Origin of the sequence: Sphingomonas eleionomae (assembly GCF_049889035.1) — a bacterium.
Taxonomy (GTDB): Bacteria; Pseudomonadota; Alphaproteobacteria; order Sphingomonadales; family Sphingomonadaceae; genus Sphingomonas.
In genome coordinates this window covers 432,157-449,952 of the sequence record NZ_JBLTWP010000002.1, presented here as the reverse complement: position 1 = coordinate 449,952, position 17,796 = coordinate 432,157, and the positions used below count along the sequence as shown (strand labels likewise).

Here is a 17,796-nt window from a genome sequence, read left to right as displayed (position 1 = left end):
GGCTGGACGAGCGGCAGATGCGGCGCTTTACTGCACTGCATCACACCGATTTGCCGAAAGGTCTCCCGCCTGATGAACCGTCCTCTCGCGCTTGGCGCGCTGCTGCTTGCCACCACTGCGCCCGCACTTGCCCAGAACAGCAAGCCGCAGCCGGTGCCGATCGTCGACAAGGTGCCGGCCGCGCGCGACGTGCAATATCCCGGCACGCTGAAGCTGGAGATCGACGCAACCAACGTGGCGCAGGGGATCTTTACCGTTAAGGAGACGATCCCGGTTGCCAAGGCCGGGCCGATGATCCTGCTGTTCCCCGAATGGCTGCCCGGTGCCCATGCCCCGCGCGGGCAGATCGAAAAGCTGACCGGCCTGGTCTTTACCGGCAATGGCAAGGTGATCCCGTGGAAACGCGACGTGCTGGACATGAACGCGTTTCACCTGGACATCCCGGCCGGCGTCCGTTCGGTCGAGGCGCGGTTCCAGTTCGCCTCCGCGACGCAGGGCAATCAGGGCCGCATCGTGATGGCGCCCAAGATGCTGAACCTTCAGCCCAATTCGATGAGCCTGTATCCCGCCGGCTATTTCACGCGGAACATCCCGGTCAGCATGACCGTGACCTATCCCGATGGCTGGACTGCGCGGTCCGGTCTGCCCGCCACCAATCGCGGGTCGGTCTACAGCTATCAGACGACCGATTACGACACGCTGGTCGACAGCCCGGTCTTTGCCGGTGCCTATTTCAAGGAATGGGCCTTGTCCGACCGCGTCGACCTCAACGTCTTTGCCGACAATCCCAAGGAGCTGGAGGCCAAGCCGGAGCATATCGAGGCGCACAAGCGGCTGGTGGAACAGGGCGTGAAGCTGTTCGGCGCGCAGCATTACGACAAGTATGAATTCCTGTTCGCCATTACCGACGAGATGGGCGGGATCGGCCTTGAGCATCACCGCAGCTCCGAAAACGGGGTCGGCCCCGGCTATTTCACCGAATGGGACAAGGGGCCGGGCAGCCGCAACCTGTTGCCGCACGAATATACCCATAGCTGGAACGGCAAGTTTCGCCGCGGGGCGGATCTGTGGACGCCGGATTTCCGCTATCCGATGCGCGACAGCCTGCTCTGGGTCTATGAAGGGCAGACGCAGTTCTGGGGTTATGTCCTGCAGGCGCGCTCCGGCATTGTCGGCAAGCAGGATACGCTGGACATGTTGGCCAACATTGCAGCAACGCTCGACACGCGCGCGGGCCGCACCTGGCGTCCGCTGATCGACACGACGAACGATCCCATCATCTCCGCCCGCCGGCCAAAGGGCTGGACCAGCTGGCAGCGGAGCGAGGATTACTACAATGAAGGCCTGCTGATCTGGCTTGAGGTGGATGCCAAGCTGCGCGAGCTTTCGGGCAGCACCAAATCGATGGACGATTTCGCCAAGGCGTTTTTCGGCATCAATGACGGCGACTGGGGCGTCGTCACCTATACGTTCGACGATGTCGTCCGCATCCTGAACGGCATTCAGCCCTTTGACTGGGCGAAGCATCTGAAGGCGCGGACCGAACTGGTCAGCCAGGGTGCGCCGCTGGGCGGGTTTACCGGCAATGGCTACAAGCTGGTGTACAGCGAAGAGCCGACCGCCTTCCTGAAGGGGTCGGAGGCCAAGGCCGGAGGGGTCAACCTCACCTATTCGCTGGGCCTGACCATCGGCAAGGACGGCACGATCAGCGGCGTCGACTGGGGCAGCCCGGCGTTCAAGGCGGGACTTGCGGTGGGCGGCACCGTGACTGCGGTGGGCGGCGAGGCATATACCCCCGACCAGTTGAAGACGGCGGTGAAGGCTGCAAAGGGCGGACGCGAGCCGATCCGGTTGCTGGTCAAATATGGCACGCATTTCCGGGAGGCCGCCATCGACTATCACGATGGGCTGCGCTATCCGCGCCTCGAAAAGACTGGCGCGGGAGAAAACGGCCTCGACCGGCTGCTCAGCGCCAAATAGCCAAGGGGAAAAAGCAATGCGTATCGACATGGTGCCGGTCGGCAATGATCCGCCGAACAGCCTGAACGTCATCATCGAAGTGCCGACCGGCGGCGAGCCGGTGAAATATGAGTTCGACAAGGCGTCGGGTGCGTTGTTTGTCGATCGCATCCTGCACACCCCGATGCGCTATCCGGCCAATTACGGGTTCGTGCCGCACACGCTGTCGCCCGATGGCGATCCGCTGGACGCGCTGGTCATCGCCCGCTCGCCCTTCGTCCCCGGCTGCGTCGTTGCGGCCCGCCCCATCGCGGTCCTGAACCTGGAAGACGAAGCGGGCGGCGACGAAAAGCTGATCTGCGTGCCGCATGACACTGTCTTTCCCTATTATTCCAACGTGATGGAAAAGGACGATCTGCCCGGTATCGTGATGGAGCAGATCGAGCATTTCTTTACCCACTACAAGGACCTCGAAAAGAAGAAGTGGGTCCGCGTCGGCACCTGGGGCGGGGCGGAAGATGCGCGCCGCATCACGCTTGAAGCGATCGAACGCTACAAGCAGGACAAGGAGGCTGCGGCCGAATCCGTCGATCAGACCGGCGTCGAAACCGCTCAGGGCTGAACCGTTCAAGCTGTTTGAAATGGGGCCGGTGCACCGATGGTGCGTCGGCCCCTTTGCTGTCCGGCCCTATTTACCCGCCGTCAGCTTCAGCCCGACGATACAACCGATCAGCGCCAGCATCAGCAACAGCCGCACCGGCGTTGCGCTTTCGCCATAGGCAAGGATGCCGACCAGGATCGTGCCGAGCGCGCCGATCCCAACCCAGACGGTATAGGCCGTGCCCATGGGAATCGTGCGCGCCGCGATTTCCAGCAGCAGCATCGACAGGGTGACGCTGACCAGAAAGGCGATCGTCCAGGGCAGGCTGCGAAAGCCGTCGACATGGCGAAGGCTGGTGGTGAACCCCACTTCGAACAATCCACCCAGGATCAGCCAGACCCATGCCATCGTTCAGTCCTCCTTTGCCAGCCGGGCCAGCGCATCGCCGCTGACCCGCTGCACCGTCCATTCGTCCATGCCGACCGCGCCCATCGCCCGGTAAAAGTCGATCGCGGGCCGGTTCCAGTCCAGCACCGCCCATTCAAACCGGGCACAGCCGCGTTCGATCGCGATCCGCGCACACGCCTTCAGCAGGGCCTTGCCCGCGCCCGATCCGCGCGCGGCGGGCGTGACGTACAAATCCTCAAGATACAGGCCGCGCCGCCCCTCCCAGGTCGAGAAATTGTGGAAGAACAACGCAAAGCCAACCGGCTCGCCAGCCGCTTCGGCGATCAGCGCCTCGGCCGCGGGGCGTTCGCCGAACAGCGCGTCCGTCATCATCGCCTCGTCGGCCTTTACGGCATCGGGCTCACGCTCATATTCGGCAAGTTCGCGCACGAACCGCAGAATGGTGCCCACATCGCCGGGCCCAGCCGCACGCACCATCATATCGCCGCCTCCACGCCTTTGACGGTCTTGCTCCGCGCTGCCAGGATGCACCCCGCAACGATCAGCGACGCGCCCGCCACCGTCCATGGCGACACGACCTCTGCGAACACCAGCCAGCCGAGCAGCGCCGCCCAGGCAAAAGCGGTATATTCCACCGGGGCCAGATAGCTGGCATCGGCGCGGGCATAGGCCCAGGCCAGCGCCTGGATCGACACCAGCGCCAGCACGGCGGCTGCCGCAATCCACCCCGTGCCGCCCCATCCCGCCATCGGCATCAGCGCGACGAACGGCGTCGCCGCCAGATAGCAGAGGAAAAAGACGAAATTGGTGGCAAAGGCGACCTCCAACGGGCTTGCCGACTGGGCCTGCACGCGCAGCATGACGTTGGATGCGCCGTACAGCATGGCCGCGATCAGGATGGCGATGGCCCCGCGAAACGCGTCCGGCCCCATTTCCGCCTGCGCCTGTCCGATCAGGATGACGCCGACCCCGGCAAAGGCGGTGACCGAACCGATGATGGCGGCCCGCCCGACCTGTTCCTTCAGCACAAGGGCGGCCAGCCCGATGGCGACCAGCGGCGAGATAAAGGCAAGCGCAATGCCCTGTGCCAGCGGCACCCGCGTCAGTCCCCAGAAAAACAGGACGATGGACAATGCGCCGAAACTGCCCCGGATCAGGTGGAGCCGCAGCGCTCGCCATCCGGGCAACCGCCCGCCCCCGCCGAAAAAGATCGCACCGCCCAGCACGGAGCCGAGCAGCGAGCGCCAGAACATTGCGCTATAGGCGCCGATGGCGATGCTCTGCGCCTTCATGATCGCATCCATGCCGGAAAACAGGGCGATGCCGACACAGCCCATGGCAAAGGCGATGATGGGGGCGGTGGCAGGGCGGGTCATGCCCCGCGCTTGAAGGTGCCCGCCCCCGGCGTCAACCGCCGCGCTCGTCCGCCAGTCGTTTGTCCAGCCGCGCCTCGGCGGCATCGGCAAAGCGGCGGCATGCGCCCGCCTCGATCATCGGATGCGGCGACCGGCCGTTCCGCAATGCCTTCATCCCCGCCAGCAGCCGGTCGTCGGGTGCGTGCGCGGCAACCGGCAGCGCAGTCGCCAGGATCGCCAGCACAGCAGTAGCCCCCCGCAACACAGGGTTATTCCGCAGCAACGGCGGGCGCGCTCGCCGCTTCGATCTCCGCTGCCTTTGCCTCGACCAGCTTGACGATGTGGTCCAGCATGTCCGCGCTTTCGACGGTGTGGTCGGTGACGCCCGACAGATACACCATATGCTTGCCATTGCCGCCGCCGGTCAGGCCGATATCGGTTTCCCGCGCCTCGCCTGGACCATTCACGACGCAGCCCAGCACCGACAGCGACATGGGCGTGCGAATGTGCTGAAGCCGTTCCTCCAGCGCCTGGACCGTGCGGATCACGTCGAACCCCTGCCGGGCGCAGCTGGGGCATGAAACGACGCGGACGCCGCGGTTGCGGATCCCCAGCGCCTTCAGGATCTCGAACCCGACGCGCACCTCGTCCTCCGGCTCGGCCGACAGCGATACGCGAATGGTATCGCCGATGCCGAACCACAGCAGCGATCCGATGCCGATCGCGCTCTTGACCGTCCCGCCGACGAACCCGCCCGCTTCGGTAATGCCCAGATGCAGGGGGCAATCCACCGCCTCTGCCAGCTGCTGATAGGCGGCGACGGCCAGAAACACGTCCGACGCCTTCACCGCGACCTTGTAATCGTGGAAATCATGGTCCTGCAGCAGCTTGATGTGGTCGAGCGCGCTTTCGACCAGCGCCTCCGGGCACGGCTCGCCATATTTTTCCAGAAGGTCCTTTTCCAGGCTGCCGGCGTTCACGCCGATGCGGATCGCACACCCATTGGCCTTGGCCGCGTTGACCACTTCGCGGACCCGGTCGGCGCTGCCGATATTGCCGGGATTGATGCGCAGACAGGCCGCCCCTGCATCCGCCGCTTCCAGCGCACGCTTGTAGTGGAAATGGATGTCCGCGACGATCGGCACGCGGGATGCGCGAACGATCTGTTTCAGCGCGGTGCTGCTTTCCACGTCCGGCACGGACACGCGGATGATGTCCACGCCCGCCTCTTCACACCGGCGGATCTGATCGACCGTCGCCTTCACATCGGTGGTTGGCGTGTTGGTCATGGTCTGCACCGTCACCGGCGCATCGCCGCCCACGGGGACATTGCCGACCATGATCTGGCGGCAGGGGCGTCGCGCGATATCGCGCCAGGGACGGACAGACATGAAGATTTCCCGGCTAAGAAGGCAGCTTTCGTTCGCGCCGCTATACCCGTAAGGCGGGCGGCATGAAAGACGGTGGTGCGGGCGCGGCGCGACAGGCGCGGGTAACGGATCCGGTCGCGCGGCACCACGGCATGGACTGGCTGCGCATCGGGGCGTTCGCCATCCTGATTCTCTATCATATCGGCATGGTCTATGTGCCCTGGGGCTTTCACGTGAAGTCGCCATCGGGTGCGGACTGGACGACCATTCCGATGCTGGCGGTCAATGCGTGGCGGCTGGGCCTGTTGTTCGTCGTGTCGGGCTATGCCAGCCGCGCGCTTCTGGAACGGTCGAGCGGCATCGCCAGCTTTACCGGCAACCGCACGCTGCGGCTTGTCCTGCCGCTGTTGTTCGGCGTGATCGTCATCGTGCCGCCCCAGCCCTGGGTCGAGCTGGTGACGAAATTCGGCTATCCGCAAAGCTACTGGCATTTCTGGACCACGGACTATTTCCGGTTCGGGAAACTGTTCGGCCTGGTCCTGCCCACATGGAACCATCTGTGGTTCATCGTCTATCTATGGGTGTACACACTGCTGCTGGCCCTGATCGTGCTGCTGCCCGGCGGCGGGCGGGCGCAGCGATTGTTCGACCGGGCCATGAGCATTGGCGGCGGAATGGGCGTGGTGCTGATCCCGCTCGGCTGGCTGCTGTGCGTCCACGTCCTGTGGTTCCCGTTCCGGGGCGAAACGCACGCCCTGTTCGACGATTACATCGCCCATCTGATGTATCTGCCCGGCTTTCTGTTCGGTTTTGCCCTGGCGCGGTCCGGACAGGCGATGGCCGCCATCCGGCGCTGGTGGCCGGTAACGGCGGCGGTTGCGGCGCTGGCCTATGGCTTCAAGGTCTATGCCGAGCTTGCCTGGCCGGGCGACATGCCGGTGCCGAACGCTTTCATCGCCCCATATGCCGCCGCCCATGCCACCCAGCAATGGTGCGCGATCGTGGCAATGATCGGCATTGCGGAACGATTCTGGAACCGGGATCATCCCATCCGGCCGATGCTGACCGAGGCTGTTTTCCCCTTTTACCTGATCCATCAGACGATCATCATCCTGGCGATTTTCTGGCTGGTGCCGCTGGCCCTGCCGGGATGGGCGGAGTTTCTGGCGACGGTCGCGGTGACGGTGGCCGGATGCTGGCTTTTCTATGGGGTGGGACGCACGCTGCCCTGGCTGCGCCCGCTGATCGGCCTGCGCCGCAAGCGGCCGCATCTGCCGATGCCCCGCCCGGTGGCCGCAGTCTGATGGAGTGGATGATGCGCCTGTTGTTGCTGATTGGAGTATGGATCATGTCTGCCCCCGCCACTGCCCAGGAACCGCCCCGCTGGACGCTTGTCATCCATGGCGGGGCCGGGGTGATCGAACGCGACAAGATGACCCCCGAACGCGAGGCGGCGGCCCGTGCCGGGCTGAATGCCGCACTGGATGCCGGTTCCAAGGTGTTGGATGCCGGTGGCAGTGCGGTGGACGCCGTCGAAGCGGCGGTTCGCGTGCTTGAGGATGATCCCGCATTCAACGCGGGGCGCGGGGCCGTGTTCACCTATGAAGGGACGAACGAGCTTGATGCGGCGATCATGGATGGTTCGACGCGCGCGGCGGGCGCAGTAGCCGGGGTCACCGCGACGAAGAACCCGATCGGTTTGGCCCGCCGGGTGATGGAGGCAAGCCCCCATGTCATGCTGGCAGGAAAGGGCGCCGATACCTTCAGCCGCGAACAGGGGCTGGAACAGGCCGGACCCGAATGGTTCGCCACCGAAGAGCGCCGCCAGCAGCTTGAAAAGATGAAGGCGCAAAAGACCAGCTGGTTCGATGTCGACATGAAATACGGCACGGTCGGCGCTGTCGCCCGCGACGCACAGGGCCATGTCGCCGCCGCCACCTCGACCGGCGGAGTGACCGGCAAGCGATGGGGCCGGGTTGGCGACTCGCCCCTGATCGGCGCGGGCACTTATGCCGACGATCGCGCCTGCGCCGTTTCCGCCACCGGCGCGGGCGAGTTTTTCATCCGCGAGGGCGTTGCCCATGAAATCTGTGCGCGGGTCCGGTTCGCCGGAGACACGCTGAAACAGGCTGCCGACACCGTGATGGCAGAAACGCGGGCGCTGGGCGGCACCGGCGGCGTGATCGTCACCGGTCCGTCGGGCGAGATCGCCTGGAGCTTCAATACCCCCGGCATGTATCGCGGCAGCGCGACGGCCGGGGGCGAACGGACGGTCGCGATTTACGGGGACGAGCGATGATCCGCCACCTTTCCCTCATCGGCGCACTGATCCTGGCCATGATCGCCGCGCCGGTCATGGCCTATTGGGAGTTCGGGCACGAAAGCGTCGCGCGGATCGCCCGCGACAATATCCGCCCTTCGACCCGCGCCGCCGTTACCCGTCTGCTGGCCCGCCAGTCCTTGCTCGAAACGCCGCAATGCCCGGCCCGGACGATGGAGGAAGCCAGCGTCTGGGCCGACTGCATCAAGCCGCTTGGCGAACGGTTCAGCTATGCCAGCAGCTGGCATTACCAGAATGTCGATGTGTGCAAGCCGTTCGACCTGAAGGCCGCGTGCAAGGACGGAAACTGCGTGTCCGCCCAGATCGATCGCAACCTGCGCCTGCTTCAGGATCGCGCCGTGCCGCAGCGGGAAAAGGTGATGGCACTGGCGTTCCTCATCCATTTCGTCGGCGATCTGCACCAGCCGCTTCATGCGGGCGATCGCGGCGACCTGGGCGGCAACCGGGTCAAGGCGGGCTATGGCCTTTACGCGCCCGAACGGTTCAACCTGCACAGCCTGTGGGACGGGCCGCTGGCTGAACGGGCGATCACCACACCGCCGCCAGCCGTTCGCGCCTATTCACCCGCAGAGCGGGCGGAACTGGCAAAGGGAAGTGTCGAGGACTGGAGCCGCGAAAGCTGGCAGGTCAGCCGTGATGTCGCCTATGCCCAGGCGATGGGCGGCGATCCGTGCGCCAAGGGGCCGGAACGATCCGTGCTGAGCGATGACCAGATCGCCGCCGCCGTCCCCGCGGCCCGGGATCAGGTGGTGCGGGGCGGCGTGCGGCTCGCCCGGCTGCTGGACGAAGCATTCGATCCGGCCAACAGCTTCGACAGCCGGGAACAGCGGCGACGCCGCTGATCCGGCAAAGCTCATCCCTCCATGTCGTCGCCATGCTCCCCGCCCTTTGGCGGGCGGCCCCGCCGGGCGCGTTCGGGCTCGGCCAGTTTGACGCCGCGCCGCGCCAGCGCCTCGCGCAGCAGGCATTCGACCTGTGCGTTGACGCTGCGCAGGTCGCCCGCCGCCGACCGCTCGATCGCGGCGTACAGCACCGGATCGAGCCTCAGCGGAAAGGCTTTTTTCGGCGGCACCATCGCCGGTCTCTATTGGTACAACGACCCGGCGTTGACCACCGGCTGGGTATCGCGTTCGGCGCACAGCACGACCATCAGGTTTGATACCATCGCCGCCCGGCGTTCGTCGTCCAGCTCGACCACATTCTTGGCCGACAGCTGCTCCAGCGCCAGTTCGACCATGCCGACGGCCCCTTCGACCAGCTTCATGCGGGCGGCGATCACTGCCTCTGCCTGCTGGCGGCGCAGCATCGCCTGGGCGATTTCCTGTGCATAGGCCAGGTGGGTCAGGCGGCATTCGTCGATGCGCACGCCGGCCATCGCAACCCGATCCTGCAATTCGACCTGCAATTCATTGCTGATCGTGTCGGCATCGCCGCGCAGCGTCACCTGTTCCGATTCGAAATCGTCATAGGGATAGCGGCTGCCGATCGCGCGGACCGCGCTTTCGATCTGCACGTTCACGAACGCCTTGTAATCATCCACATCGAACAGTGCCTGCGCCGTATCGGCCACACGCCAGACGACGTTGGATGCAATCTCGATCGGATTGCCGCGCTGATCGTTCACCTTGATCCGTTCGGAGGTGACATTGTGAATGCGCACCGACACCTTTTTCTTGGTCATCCACGGCCATGTCCAGCGCAGGCCCGTCGTACGGTCCGTGCCCCTGTAATCGCCGAACAACAGGATCGCCGCCGCCTGATTGGGTTGCAACAGGTAAAACCCGCATGACCAGAACAGGAACAGCGTCGCACCGATCGCAACGATCAGCACCCGTGCGCCCTTTGCCTCCACCGCGCCGATGCCCAGCACCGTCGCGGCCGCCAGCACCAGCAGCACGAGCAGATGGACGTATCCGCTCATCGTCTGCGCGGGCCGCTCCAGACTGCGGTTCAGCGCGCCCACCCCTTGATCAACCATCACGACCTCCCGATAAATTATGATATCACTTTAATATCATCCTTGAAGGTCGGCAAGCGGATTCGGAACCGCAACGAAAAGGGGGCGTCCCGATCCCGGAACGCCCCCCCAGATCCTGCAATTGGACCGCCGCGTTATTGCAGCGTGATCGTCACCGCGCGGCGGTTCTGCGCCCAGCTGGTGTCGTCCGACCCCAGTGCCAGGGGCCGTTCCTTGCCATAGCTGATCGTCGTGATGCGCGAGGGCGCGATGCCGCGCGCCGCCAGGTAATTGGCGGCTGCATTGGCGCGGCGGTCCCCCAGTGCCAGATTGTATTCGCGCGTGCCGCGTTCGTCGCAATGCCCCTCGATGGTGATGCGGACATTGGGGTAACGCTGCAGCCACTGGGCCTGGCTATCCAGGATCTGAGCGGCACGCGAATCGATCTGATAACGGTCCAGGTCGAAATTGACCGTGTCGGATGCCACGCTGGCCATGAAATCCTCACGCGATCCGGGGACGGGACCGGTCGAGGGCGTGGGCGTCACCGCGCCTGCGCCGGTATCGCCGGGGCCGGGCGGCAGCACCTCGGGGCGCTTCTTGGCGCAACCGGCGGTCGCGATCAGCGCCGCGGATACCAGGATCGTGGCGGTCAGACGGGCCATATCGTTCTCCTTTGTTCGCAGATTGGTTTGATCGTGTAACGGATGAAGCGGATGAATTGATCCCGGCGATCAGGGACGCAGCGCCCCCCAATCGGGATCCGATCCATCCAGCGGAGTCGGCACGCGGCGTTCGTTGACCCCGGTCAGGTCGACGATCCACACATCGCCCCGACCCGAACCCTGGGCCGAACGGAAATAGGTGAGGACGCGGCCATTGGGTGCCCAGTTCGGCCCTTCATCGCCCCATGCCTCGGTCAGCAGCTTTTCGCCGCCGCCGGACGGAGACATGACGCCGATGCGGAATGCACCGCCGCCGATCTTCGTGAACGCGATCTGGTCGCCGCGCGGGCTCCATGCCGGGGTGGCATAGCGGCCGCCGCCAAAGCTGATGCGCTGCTGGTTCGATCCGTCGGCATTCATGACATAAAGCTGCTGCGTGCCCGACCGGTCGCTTTCGAAAACGATGCGGTTGCCGTCGGGCGAATAGCTGCCGCCGGTGTCGATGCCGGGTGCCGTGGTCAGTTGTTCCGGCCGGCCGCCCTGGGTCGACACGCGGTGCAGGTCGGTGTTGCCGTTCACCGCCATCGAAAACAGCACCCAGCGCGCATCGGGCGAAAAGCGCGGCGCAAAGGCGAGGCTGACATTGCTGACCAGCGCCCGCTGACGCCCGTTCTCCAGATCGTAGACATAGAGCGTCGGCTTATCGTTCAGATAGCTCATGTACACGATCTGGCGATTGTCCCGCGACAGGCGCGGGGTCAGCACGATCGACTGGCCATTGGTGAGGAAGCGGTGATTTTCGCCGTCCTGATCCATGATCGCCAACCGCTTGATCCGCTTTCCCTTGGGACCGGTTTCGCTGATGTACACGATGCGGCTGTCGAAATAGGGGCCTTCGCCGGTCAGCCGGGTGTAAATGGCGTCGGAGCATTTATGCGCCGCGCGCCGCCAGTCGGCGGGCGTCACGACAAAGCCCTGCCGCGTCAGTTCGGTGCGGGCGAACACGTCATACAGGTAGCAGCCGACCGTCAGCGTGCCGTTGCCATTGGCGCGGACATATCCCTGAACCAGCGTCTGTGCGCCGGTGCCGCCCCAATAGGCGAAATCGGGGGCCGTCACCTGAGCAAAGTCGGGCGCGCGCAGCTGGCCGGGGCCAAGCGGCTTGAACAGGCCGGAATTGGTGAGGTTGGTGGTGATGATCTGCGCCACCTTCCGCCCCAGCTCGTCCGTCGATCCGGCGGGCGTCGCGGCGACCTGAGGCGTGGGCATGGCGGGGACGGCGATGGGGGCCGGCGCCGAAATGCCGCCGACGATATCCACCTCGACCTGCGCCAGCGCGGGCGCGGCGCCAAGGCCGAGCATCATCGCTGCGGCAGCGGCGCGGATCAGCGGGTTCAGCCAGTTACTCATCACATCTCCTCGTCCGGCACGGGCCGGCGGCTTGGCATTGAAACGGTCAATCAAGGCGGAAGGAAGGCGCATCACGGCAGCCGGTAATTGATGATGATATCCTCCCAACCCCCGGCATACAGATCGGCGGGCAGTTCATAGGGTGCGCACTGAATGAACGCGGCAATCGCCAGTTCGGCGACGCGTTGGGAATAGCGGCGGTTTTCGTCGGTCACGCCGGTCTGCCCGCGCAGCTGCGGCCGGGCGGCCATGGTACCGTCGGGCGACAGCTGAAGCCGGATGCGCGAGCGGATTTCGTTGGCGCCAGGCCCCGGATTGGGGATGCGGTTGGCACAGGGCTGCACCTGACGCTGGATCGCCTGGGCCAGATTGGCCACGGCCTGTGCCCCCACTTGTTCGCCCCGCGGCGTCGCCCCCTTGCCGGGGCTTTCATTGGCGACGATCCCCTTCAGGAAATTGTCGCCCAGCCGGCCGCCGGTGGGCCGGGCCTGATTGCTACTCTTGGCCGTGCCCGCCTGCTTGCTTGCCGCCTGGGCGGATTTCGGCGCGGGCCGGGCGGGCGTTTCGGGGCGGGGCGATCGATCCGCCTTGGCCGCAGGCGGCTTTGGCTGCGCCTTTGGCGGCACCGGCTTTGGCACGGGCTTAGGCGCTGGCGCTTCCGTCTTAGCAACGGGCGCGGGGGCGGGCGTTTCCGGCACCGGTTCGGGTGCGGCGGCGTCTTCCGGCGGGCCGAAATCGGGGGCGACAGAGGTGGCCGGCGCCTCGGTCGTTGGCGGCGCCTGAGAAATCAGGGCCACATCGTCGACGAGCGACACGTCCATCGGCGCGCTGACCCGTTCATTGGTGGCTGGCCGGGACAGGAACACCGACAACAGGGCGAACAGCGCCAGATGCGCCAGCACTGCGACGCCAAAGCCGATCCATTCGCTGCGGTCCGCCCGGGCCATGCCGCGTCAGCGCCCCTCGCCCTGCGTGGTGACCAACGCCACGCGGGTCAGACCCACGCGGTTAAGCTCGCCCATCACCACCATCACCCGGCCGTAGTCGAGGCTGCGGTCGGCCCGCAGCAGAATCTGCGGCGGACGGCCATCAACGGCGCGGGCGGCAATCGCCTGCAGCTGGCCGGGCAGCGCATCGGCCGCCACCGCCTGTTCCCCGACGAACACCGCACCGGTTTCGTCGATGGAAATCGCAACGGGTTCCTGATCCTGATCCACCGCCTTGGCCCGGCTGTCGGGCAGGTTCACCGACACCCCGGCGGTCAGCAGCGGGGCCGTGACCATGAAGATGATGAGCAGGACCAGCATGACGTCGACCAGCGGCGTCACGTTGATTTCCGCCATCGGCGCGCGGCGGCCCTTGGCACGGGCAGAGGGCAGGTTCATCGCCATCGCCGATTATCCTTCCAGCTGGCGCGACAGCTGAAGATGAAAGCGATCGGCAAAGCGCATCAGCCGGGATTCGACGCCGTTGATGCGGTGGCCAAAGCGGTTGTAGGCGATTACCGCCGGAATGGCCGCGAACAAGCCGATGGCGGTCGCAAACAGCGCCTCTGCAATGCCCGGCGCGACGACGGCAAGCGCGGTATTCTGTTCCGCCGCGATCGCGGTAAAGCTGCGCATGATGCCCCAGACGGTGCCGAACAGGCCGACAAAGGGGGCGACCGATCCGATGGTCGCCAGCCAGTTGAGGCGATCCGACAGCTTTTCCACCTCCAGCGCCACACGGCCCGCCATTGCGGTGGCAAGGCGTTCGCGCGTTCCTTCGCGGTCGATGCGGTGACCGGCAGTCGACTTTCGCCATTCATCGACACCGGCGGCAAAGACGCGCTCGATCGCGGTGTCGCCATCGGCACGCTGGCGATAGAGCAGGTCGATATCCTGTGCCCGGTCGAAATCCCGTTCGAACCGGGCGATGGACCGGTGGACCCCGCCCAGCCGCAGGACGAACGCAATGATGATCGACCAGGTCCACAGGCTGGCAGCCGCCAGGCCGATCATCACGATCTTGACGACAATATCCGCCTGCAGAAACAGCGCCAGCGGCGATAGCGACGCGGGATCGGTGGCGAGATTCAATTCCATGATGTTTCCTGTTTCCCCTGCCAGATCAGCGGCGCGAATCGGACCAGCCAGTCCGCCGGCTGACGCCGTGGCCGACCGGCGGGCGTGACGAACACCGCCTCGACCTTTGCATCGACCAGTAAGTCAGTGCCGCGCATGACCCGTTGATGAATGGTGACCGCCGCGGCGCGGACCGCGATCACGCGGCTGACGATCAGCAGCGCATCGCCGAGCCGTGCCGGTGCAACATAGCGCAGCTTGACGTCGCGAATGGCATAGACGCCCTCACCCGCTTCATGGGCCGCGCGCTGATCGATCCCGGCGGTGCGCAGCATATCCGATCGTGCCCGTTCCATGAACCGCAGATAGTTGGCGTGATAGACGATACCGGACAGGTCCGTATCCTCGAAATAGACGCGCAGCGGGAACCGGTGTTCCAGCCCGTCAAAGCGGCCTTGTGCCGGTAGATCGTCGCCAGGTCCGTCCATGCCGCACCGCTGCTACCCATGAACGCGCGCGGGGGAAACCCCATAAGCGGCGAGCGGCCGCGCTTTCGGGCGGTCTGACGTCAGTCGAAAAGGCCGTCCTGGCTCCCTTGCGGCGGTTCAAGGCCCAGATGCCGCCACGCCAGACCGTTCAGGCAACGGCCCCGCGCGGTGCGCGCGATCATGCCGATCTGGATCAGATAGGGCTCGATCACCTCTTCCACCGTGTCGCGCGGTTCGGACAGGCCGGCGGCCAGCGTTTCCACCCCCACCGGCCCGCCGCGATAGACATCGGCGATCATCGCCAGATAGCGCCGGTCCATTGCGTCAAGGCCCAGGGCATCGACCTCCAGCCGGTTGAGCGCCGCATCGGCAACGGCAGCATCGACGATCGGCGCGCCCGCGACATTGGCAAAGTCGCGCACCCGCCGCAGCAGCCGGCCCGCGATGCGCGGCGTGCCCCGCGACCGGCGCGCAACCTCTCGCGCGCCATCGGGGGCGATGGCCAGATCGAGCAGCCCGGCGGCGCGGGTGACCACTCGTTCCAGTTCGTCCACCGTATAGAATTGCAGGCGCACCGGGATGCCGAACCGGTCGCGCAGCGGCGTCGTCAACAATCCCTGCCGCGTCGTTGCGCCAACCAGAGTAAAGCGCGGCAGGTCGATGCGCACCGAGCGGGCCGACGGCCCCTCCCCGATCATCAGGTCAAGCGCGCGGTCCTCCATCGCGGGATAGAGCACCTCCTCGACCGCCGGATTCAGCCGGTGAATCTCGTCGATGAACAGGACGTCGCCATCCTCCAGATTGGTCAGCAGCGCGGCAAGATCGCCCGACTTGGCGATGACTGGGCCGGAGGTCGCGCGAAAGCCGACACCCAGTTCGCGGGCGATGATCTGCGCCAGCGTGGTCTTGCCAAGCCCCGGTGGGCCAAAGAACAGGACATGATCCAGGGCATCGCCGCGCCCGCGCGCGGCATCGATGAACACGCGCAGATTTTCGCGCGCCGCCCGCTGGCCGACAAATTCGTCCAGCGATTTCGGCCGCAGCGCGGCGTCCACATCCTCCGGGCGGCGGGCGGCAGTCAGGATGCGGTCGGGATCGGTCACCGCCGTTCCTTATCCGTTCGCATCCGCGAAGCCAAGCGCCCCGCTGTGCCTCAGGTCGCGGTGCGGGTCGTCGTCGCGTTGAAGGCGTTGGCAATCGCGCTGTACAGCGGTTTCGGCTGGGCGTTGGCGTCATAGGGACAGGGGCGGACCGGCAGGCCGTCGGTTCGCGGGTTGAAGTTTTGCAGCCAGCTATATTTGTCGTTCATGCCCCAGACAAGCACGTCCCTGAGCTGCGGATAGCTGAACAGCAGGTCGAGCCAGGCGCGGCCATAGGTTGCGACATCCGCGTCGCGCTGGGCGATGCTGCCCGACCGGTTCTGATCGCTGACATCGAATTCGGTGATGATCAGCTTGTAGCCCAGCGCCACCACCTGATCGAGCCAGGCGCGCATCTGCGGAATCTGGGCATTGGCGATATCCTGCGCGGTGCCAGAGGAATAAAAGCCGATATGCGACTGGATGCCGAGCGTATCGACCGGCACGTTGCGGTCGCGAAAGCCGCGCAGCAGGTTGAGTACCCCGTTGCGGTGCGTGGTCGATCCCCAGTCCATATAGTCATTATAGACCAGCTCTGCCGTCGGCAGTTCCGCCCGCGCCGTGCGAAAGGCCAGGTCTAGGATCGAATTGTCGCCGCCCACCGCATTGTGCAGGATGTTGGTGCGGACGGCGCCGGTACTGGGCTCAATCGCCTCGTTCACCACGTCCCAGCTCTTGATCCGGTTGCCGAAATGCCGGGCGACATTCTGAACATGGGTGCGCACCAGCCGTTCGGCGGTGGCGCGGGGATTGGCGCCCATGTCGTAATTGCGCAGCCACGCCGGAAAGCGTTCCTGAATGTACCAGAGCATCACATGGCCACGCATTTCCATGCCCTTGCTTTCGGCATAGGCGAGCATTTCGTCGGCGCGGCGCCAGTCGTACACATTTTCGGCACTGGACTGATATTCCCATTTCATCTCGTTTTCGGGGACCAGCAGCTTGCAATCCCGCTCCAGCAGCGCGGCATAGGCCGGGTTGTTGAACGATCCCGCGTCGGCCCCGGGCGCGGCCCAGGCCAGCGTCGATCCGAAGCGCATGCCGCGCGCGGCGGCAGCGGCGGCAAGGGTCGTGGTGGGCGTCGGTGTCGGCGCGGGGGGAGCGGGCGGAGGCGGAGGTGGAGCCGGGGTAGGGGCCGGCGGAGGCGCGGAAATGCTGCCACCGCCACCACTACTGCCGCCGCTGCCGCCGCCACAGGCAGTCAGGCCAAGCGCACCGGCAAGCGCAATCGTTTCCCGTCGAGTATAGGGCTTCATCATCCATCTCCCACCCGGCCGCGGGTGCGGCCCACAGCATCGCCGGAATGATCATCCGGTCTGATGGGGTCGATGGTATCGCTATCAATCCAGCAGGCAAGCAAAATATGATATCGCTACCATCAGCCTATCGCGCCGCGCGCTTCAGTGCCTCCCGCACCAGCGCATCGAGCGACGCGGCGGGGCCGATCGCGTCCTCTGCCGCGCGGACGGCGGCGCTGGCCTCTGCCAGGCGGAAGCCGAGGTTGAGGAGCGCGGAGACAGCATCTGCACCATGCCCGGCCACGGGCGCAGCGCCGATGGCGGCCGGCCCGGCGGCAAGCGGCGCGCCTCCTGCCCGGTCCTTCAACTCGCGCACGATGCGCTCGGCCAGTTTCGGGCCGACACCGTTCGCCCGCGCCACCATCGCCTTGTCCTGACCCGCAATGGCGCGGTGCAGATCGGCGGGCGGCAGGATGGAGAGAATCGCCAGCGCAACCTTTGCCCCGACCCCCTGCACCCCGGTAAGCAGGCGGAACCAGTCGCGTTCATCCGCCGTGGCAAAGCCGACCAGCCGGATGAAGTCCTCTCCCACCAGCATTTCGGTGTGCAGTTTGACGGTGCCGCCAACAGCGCCGATCGCCTCCAGCGTGCGCGACGATGCCCCGACCAGATAGCCGACGCCGTTCACGTCGATCACCGCATGGTCGGCGGCAGTGGCGACCAGTTCCCCCTTCAGATGCGCGATCATTGCAGGACGTCCATGGTCAACCGGCTGACAGTTTTGACAGAATGACAGGGTTTC

At 65.6% G+C, this 17,796-nt stretch carries 21 protein-coding genes; 5 read left to right on the top strand and 16 right to left on the bottom strand.

The features are described 5' to 3' along the window. The first annotated feature begins 72 nt into the window (after positions 1-72). Both ACNI3Q_RS06370 and ppa read left to right on the top strand, forming a co-directional pair. Positions 73-1,980 carry a M61 family metallopeptidase gene (locus ACNI3Q_RS06370; protein WP_426274973.1) on the top strand — a complete coding sequence of 636 codons (1,908 nt, stop codon included), beginning with the start codon at positions 73-75 and terminating at the stop codon, positions 1,978-1,980. Positions 1,981-1,996: 16 nt separating this feature from the next. After that, positions 1,997-2,581 (top strand): inorganic diphosphatase, encoded by a 585-nt coding sequence (ppa, locus tag ACNI3Q_RS06365; RefSeq protein ID WP_260020915.1) that lies wholly within the window; start codon positions 1,997-1,999, stop codon positions 2,579-2,581. 66 nt (positions 2,582-2,647) lie between these two features. Here ppa and ACNI3Q_RS06360 read toward each other — a convergent pair whose 3' ends face one another. From ACNI3Q_RS06360 to ispG, 5 genes are read right to left on the bottom strand one after another with little or no spacing between them, the layout of a single operon-like run. Continuing rightward, complete coding sequence (locus tag ACNI3Q_RS06360; protein WP_426274971.1) at positions 2,648-2,968, bottom strand: DMT family transporter; 321 nt, start codon at positions 2,966-2,968, stop codon at positions 2,648-2,650. A 3-nt stretch (positions 2,969-2,971) separates the two neighbouring features. Next, entirely contained in the window at positions 2,972-3,445 is a 474-nt protein-coding gene (locus ACNI3Q_RS06355) for a GNAT family N-acetyltransferase (RefSeq protein WP_426275641.1), read from the bottom strand. Beyond that, on the bottom strand, positions 3,445-4,344 hold the full coding sequence (locus ACNI3Q_RS06350) for a DMT family transporter (protein ID WP_426274969.1): 900 nt from the start codon (positions 4,342-4,344) through the stop codon (positions 3,445-3,447). The genes ACNI3Q_RS06355 and ACNI3Q_RS06350 overlap by 1 nt, the downstream gene beginning before the upstream one ends. A gap of 31 nt (positions 4,345-4,375) precedes the next feature. Then, entirely contained in the window at positions 4,376-4,567 is a 192-nt protein-coding gene (locus ACNI3Q_RS06345) for a hypothetical protein (RefSeq protein WP_426274967.1), read from the bottom strand. A 25-nt stretch (positions 4,568-4,592) separates the two neighbouring features. Next, positions 4,593-5,714: a flavodoxin-dependent (E)-4-hydroxy-3-methylbut-2-enyl-diphosphate synthase gene (ispG, locus tag ACNI3Q_RS06340; RefSeq protein ID WP_426274965.1), complete on the bottom strand. Its 1,122-nt coding sequence runs from the start codon at positions 5,712-5,714 to the stop codon at positions 4,593-4,595. Positions 5,715-5,776: 62 nt separating this feature from the next. Between ispG and ACNI3Q_RS06335 the strand changes: the two genes are divergently transcribed. From ACNI3Q_RS06335 to ACNI3Q_RS06325, 3 genes are read left to right on the top strand one after another with little or no spacing between them, the layout of a single operon-like run. After that, entirely contained in the window at positions 5,777-6,997 is a 1,221-nt protein-coding gene (locus ACNI3Q_RS06335; RefSeq protein ID WP_426274963.1) for an acyltransferase family protein, read from the top strand. 8 nt (positions 6,998-7,005) lie between these two features. Then, the gene (locus tag ACNI3Q_RS06330) at positions 7,006-7,992 is read left to right on the top strand and encodes an isoaspartyl peptidase/L-asparaginase family protein (RefSeq protein WP_426275639.1); all 987 of its coding nucleotides are present in this window, start codon (positions 7,006-7,008) and stop codon (positions 7,990-7,992) included. Beyond that, positions 7,989-8,876, top strand: coding sequence for a S1/P1 nuclease (locus ACNI3Q_RS06325; protein ID WP_426274961.1), 888 nt, complete (start codon positions 7,989-7,991; stop codon positions 8,874-8,876). Before ACNI3Q_RS06330 ends, ACNI3Q_RS06325 begins: the two co-directional genes overlap by 4 nt. An 11-nt stretch (positions 8,877-8,887) precedes the next feature. Here the strand turns inward: ACNI3Q_RS06325 and ACNI3Q_RS06320 are convergent, their stop codons facing one another. The 11 genes from ACNI3Q_RS06320 to ruvA all read right to left on the bottom strand — a co-directional run bounded on the left by ACNI3Q_RS06320 (position 8,888) and on the right by ruvA (position 17,742). Beyond that, positions 8,888-9,109, bottom strand: coding sequence for a type II toxin-antitoxin system antitoxin (locus ACNI3Q_RS06320; protein WP_426274959.1), 222 nt, complete (start codon positions 9,107-9,109; stop codon positions 8,888-8,890). A gap of 9 nt (positions 9,110-9,118) precedes the next feature. Next, complete coding sequence (locus tag ACNI3Q_RS06315; RefSeq protein ID WP_426275637.1) at positions 9,119-10,012, bottom strand: SPFH domain-containing protein; 894 nt, start codon at positions 10,010-10,012, stop codon at positions 9,119-9,121. A gap of 134 nt (positions 10,013-10,146) precedes the next feature. Further along, positions 10,147-10,656, bottom strand: a complete 510-nt coding sequence (gene pal / locus ACNI3Q_RS06310; RefSeq protein WP_260020904.1) for a peptidoglycan-associated lipoprotein Pal — start codon at positions 10,654-10,656, stop codon at positions 10,147-10,149. A gap of 69 nt (positions 10,657-10,725) precedes the next feature. Further along, positions 10,726-12,066 carry a Tol-Pal system beta propeller repeat protein TolB gene (gene tolB, locus ACNI3Q_RS06305; RefSeq protein WP_426274957.1) on the bottom strand — a complete coding sequence of 447 codons (1,341 nt, stop codon included), beginning with the start codon at positions 12,064-12,066 and terminating at the stop codon, positions 10,726-10,728. A gap of 71 nt (positions 12,067-12,137) precedes the next feature. Further along, positions 12,138-13,013, bottom strand: a complete 876-nt coding sequence (locus tag ACNI3Q_RS06300; RefSeq protein WP_426274955.1) for a cell envelope biogenesis protein TolA — start codon at positions 13,011-13,013, stop codon at positions 12,138-12,140. Between the two features lie 6 nt (positions 13,014-13,019). Further along, on the bottom strand, positions 13,020-13,457 hold the full coding sequence (gene tolR / locus ACNI3Q_RS06295; RefSeq protein WP_426274953.1) for a protein TolR: 438 nt from the start codon (positions 13,455-13,457) through the stop codon (positions 13,020-13,022). Positions 13,458-13,463: 6 nt separating this feature from the next. Continuing rightward, positions 13,464-14,150, bottom strand: a complete 687-nt coding sequence (tolQ, locus tag ACNI3Q_RS06290) for a protein TolQ (RefSeq protein WP_260020900.1) — start codon at positions 14,148-14,150, stop codon at positions 13,464-13,466. Continuing rightward, complete coding sequence (ybgC, locus tag ACNI3Q_RS06285) at positions 14,141-14,617, bottom strand: tol-pal system-associated acyl-CoA thioesterase (protein ID WP_426274951.1); 477 nt, start codon at positions 14,615-14,617, stop codon at positions 14,141-14,143. The genes tolQ and ybgC overlap by 10 nt, the downstream gene beginning before the upstream one ends. Before the next feature lie 80 nt (positions 14,618-14,697). Continuing rightward, positions 14,698-15,720 carry a Holliday junction branch migration DNA helicase RuvB gene (gene ruvB / locus ACNI3Q_RS06280; RefSeq protein ID WP_426274949.1) on the bottom strand — a complete coding sequence of 341 codons (1,023 nt, stop codon included), beginning with the start codon at positions 15,718-15,720 and terminating at the stop codon, positions 14,698-14,700. A gap of 50 nt (positions 15,721-15,770) precedes the next feature. Continuing rightward, complete coding sequence (locus tag ACNI3Q_RS06275) at positions 15,771-17,012, bottom strand: endo-1,4-beta-xylanase (protein WP_426274947.1); 1,242 nt, start codon at positions 17,010-17,012, stop codon at positions 15,771-15,773. A gap of 127 nt (positions 17,013-17,139) precedes the next feature. After that, positions 17,140-17,742 (bottom strand): Holliday junction branch migration protein RuvA, encoded by a 603-nt coding sequence (gene ruvA / locus ACNI3Q_RS06270; protein ID WP_426274945.1) that lies wholly within the window; start codon positions 17,740-17,742, stop codon positions 17,140-17,142. Between the last annotated feature and the right edge of the window lie 54 nt (positions 17,743-17,796).

What these genes read in the sequence shown, in the direction of transcription:
- ACNI3Q_RS06370 (WP_426274973.1), top strand. Translation starts at nt 73, where the DNA reads ATGAACCGTCCTCTCGCGCTTGGCGCGCTGCTGCTTGCCACCACTGCG.
- ppa (WP_260020915.1), top strand. Translation starts at nt 1,997, where the DNA reads ATGCGTATCGACATGGTGCCGGTCGGCAATGATCCGCCGAACAGCCTG.
- ACNI3Q_RS06360 (WP_426274971.1), bottom strand. Translation starts at nt 2,968, where the DNA reads ATGGCATGGGTCTGGCTGATCCTGGGTGGATTGTTCGAAGTGGGGTTC.
- ACNI3Q_RS06355 (WP_426275641.1), bottom strand. Translation starts at nt 3,445, where the DNA reads ATGGTGCGTGCGGCTGGGCCCGGCGATGTGGGCACCATTCTGCGGTTC.
- ACNI3Q_RS06350 (WP_426274969.1), bottom strand. Translation starts at nt 4,344, where the DNA reads ATGACCCGCCCTGCCACCGCCCCCATCATCGCCTTTGCCATGGGCTGT.
- ispG (WP_426274965.1), bottom strand. Translation starts at nt 5,714, where the DNA reads ATGTCTGTCCGTCCCTGGCGCGATATCGCGCGACGCCCCTGCCGCCAG.
- ACNI3Q_RS06335 (WP_426274963.1), top strand. Translation starts at nt 5,777, where the DNA reads ATGAAAGACGGTGGTGCGGGCGCGGCGCGACAGGCGCGGGTAACGGAT.
- ACNI3Q_RS06330 (WP_426275639.1), top strand. Translation starts at nt 7,006, where the DNA reads ATGATGCGCCTGTTGTTGCTGATTGGAGTATGGATCATGTCTGCCCCC.
- ACNI3Q_RS06325 (WP_426274961.1), top strand. Translation starts at nt 7,989, where the DNA reads ATGATCCGCCACCTTTCCCTCATCGGCGCACTGATCCTGGCCATGATC.
- ACNI3Q_RS06320 (WP_426274959.1), bottom strand. Translation starts at nt 9,109, where the DNA reads ATGGTGCCGCCGAAAAAAGCCTTTCCGCTGAGGCTCGATCCGGTGCTG.
- ACNI3Q_RS06315 (WP_426275637.1), bottom strand. Translation starts at nt 10,012, where the DNA reads ATGGTTGATCAAGGGGTGGGCGCGCTGAACCGCAGTCTGGAGCGGCCC.
- pal (WP_260020904.1), bottom strand. Translation starts at nt 10,656, where the DNA reads ATGGCCCGTCTGACCGCCACGATCCTGGTATCCGCGGCGCTGATCGCG.
- tolB (WP_426274957.1), bottom strand. Translation starts at nt 12,066, where the DNA reads ATGAGTAACTGGCTGAACCCGCTGATCCGCGCCGCTGCCGCAGCGATG.
- ACNI3Q_RS06300 (WP_426274955.1), bottom strand. Translation starts at nt 13,013, where the DNA reads ATGGCCCGGGCGGACCGCAGCGAATGGATCGGCTTTGGCGTCGCAGTG.
- tolR (WP_426274953.1), bottom strand. Translation starts at nt 13,457, where the DNA reads ATGGCGATGAACCTGCCCTCTGCCCGTGCCAAGGGCCGCCGCGCGCCG.
- tolQ (WP_260020900.1), bottom strand. Translation starts at nt 14,150, where the DNA reads ATGGAATTGAATCTCGCCACCGATCCCGCGTCGCTATCGCCGCTGGCG.
- ybgC (WP_426274951.1), bottom strand. Translation starts at nt 14,617, where the DNA reads ATGGACGGACCTGGCGACGATCTACCGGCACAAGGCCGCTTTGACGGG.
- ACNI3Q_RS06275 (WP_426274947.1), bottom strand. Translation starts at nt 17,012, where the DNA reads ATGAAGCCCTATACTCGACGGGAAACGATTGCGCTTGCCGGTGCGCTT.
- ruvA (WP_426274945.1), bottom strand. Translation starts at nt 17,742, where the DNA reads ATGATCGCGCATCTGAAGGGGGAACTGGTCGCCACTGCCGCCGACCAT.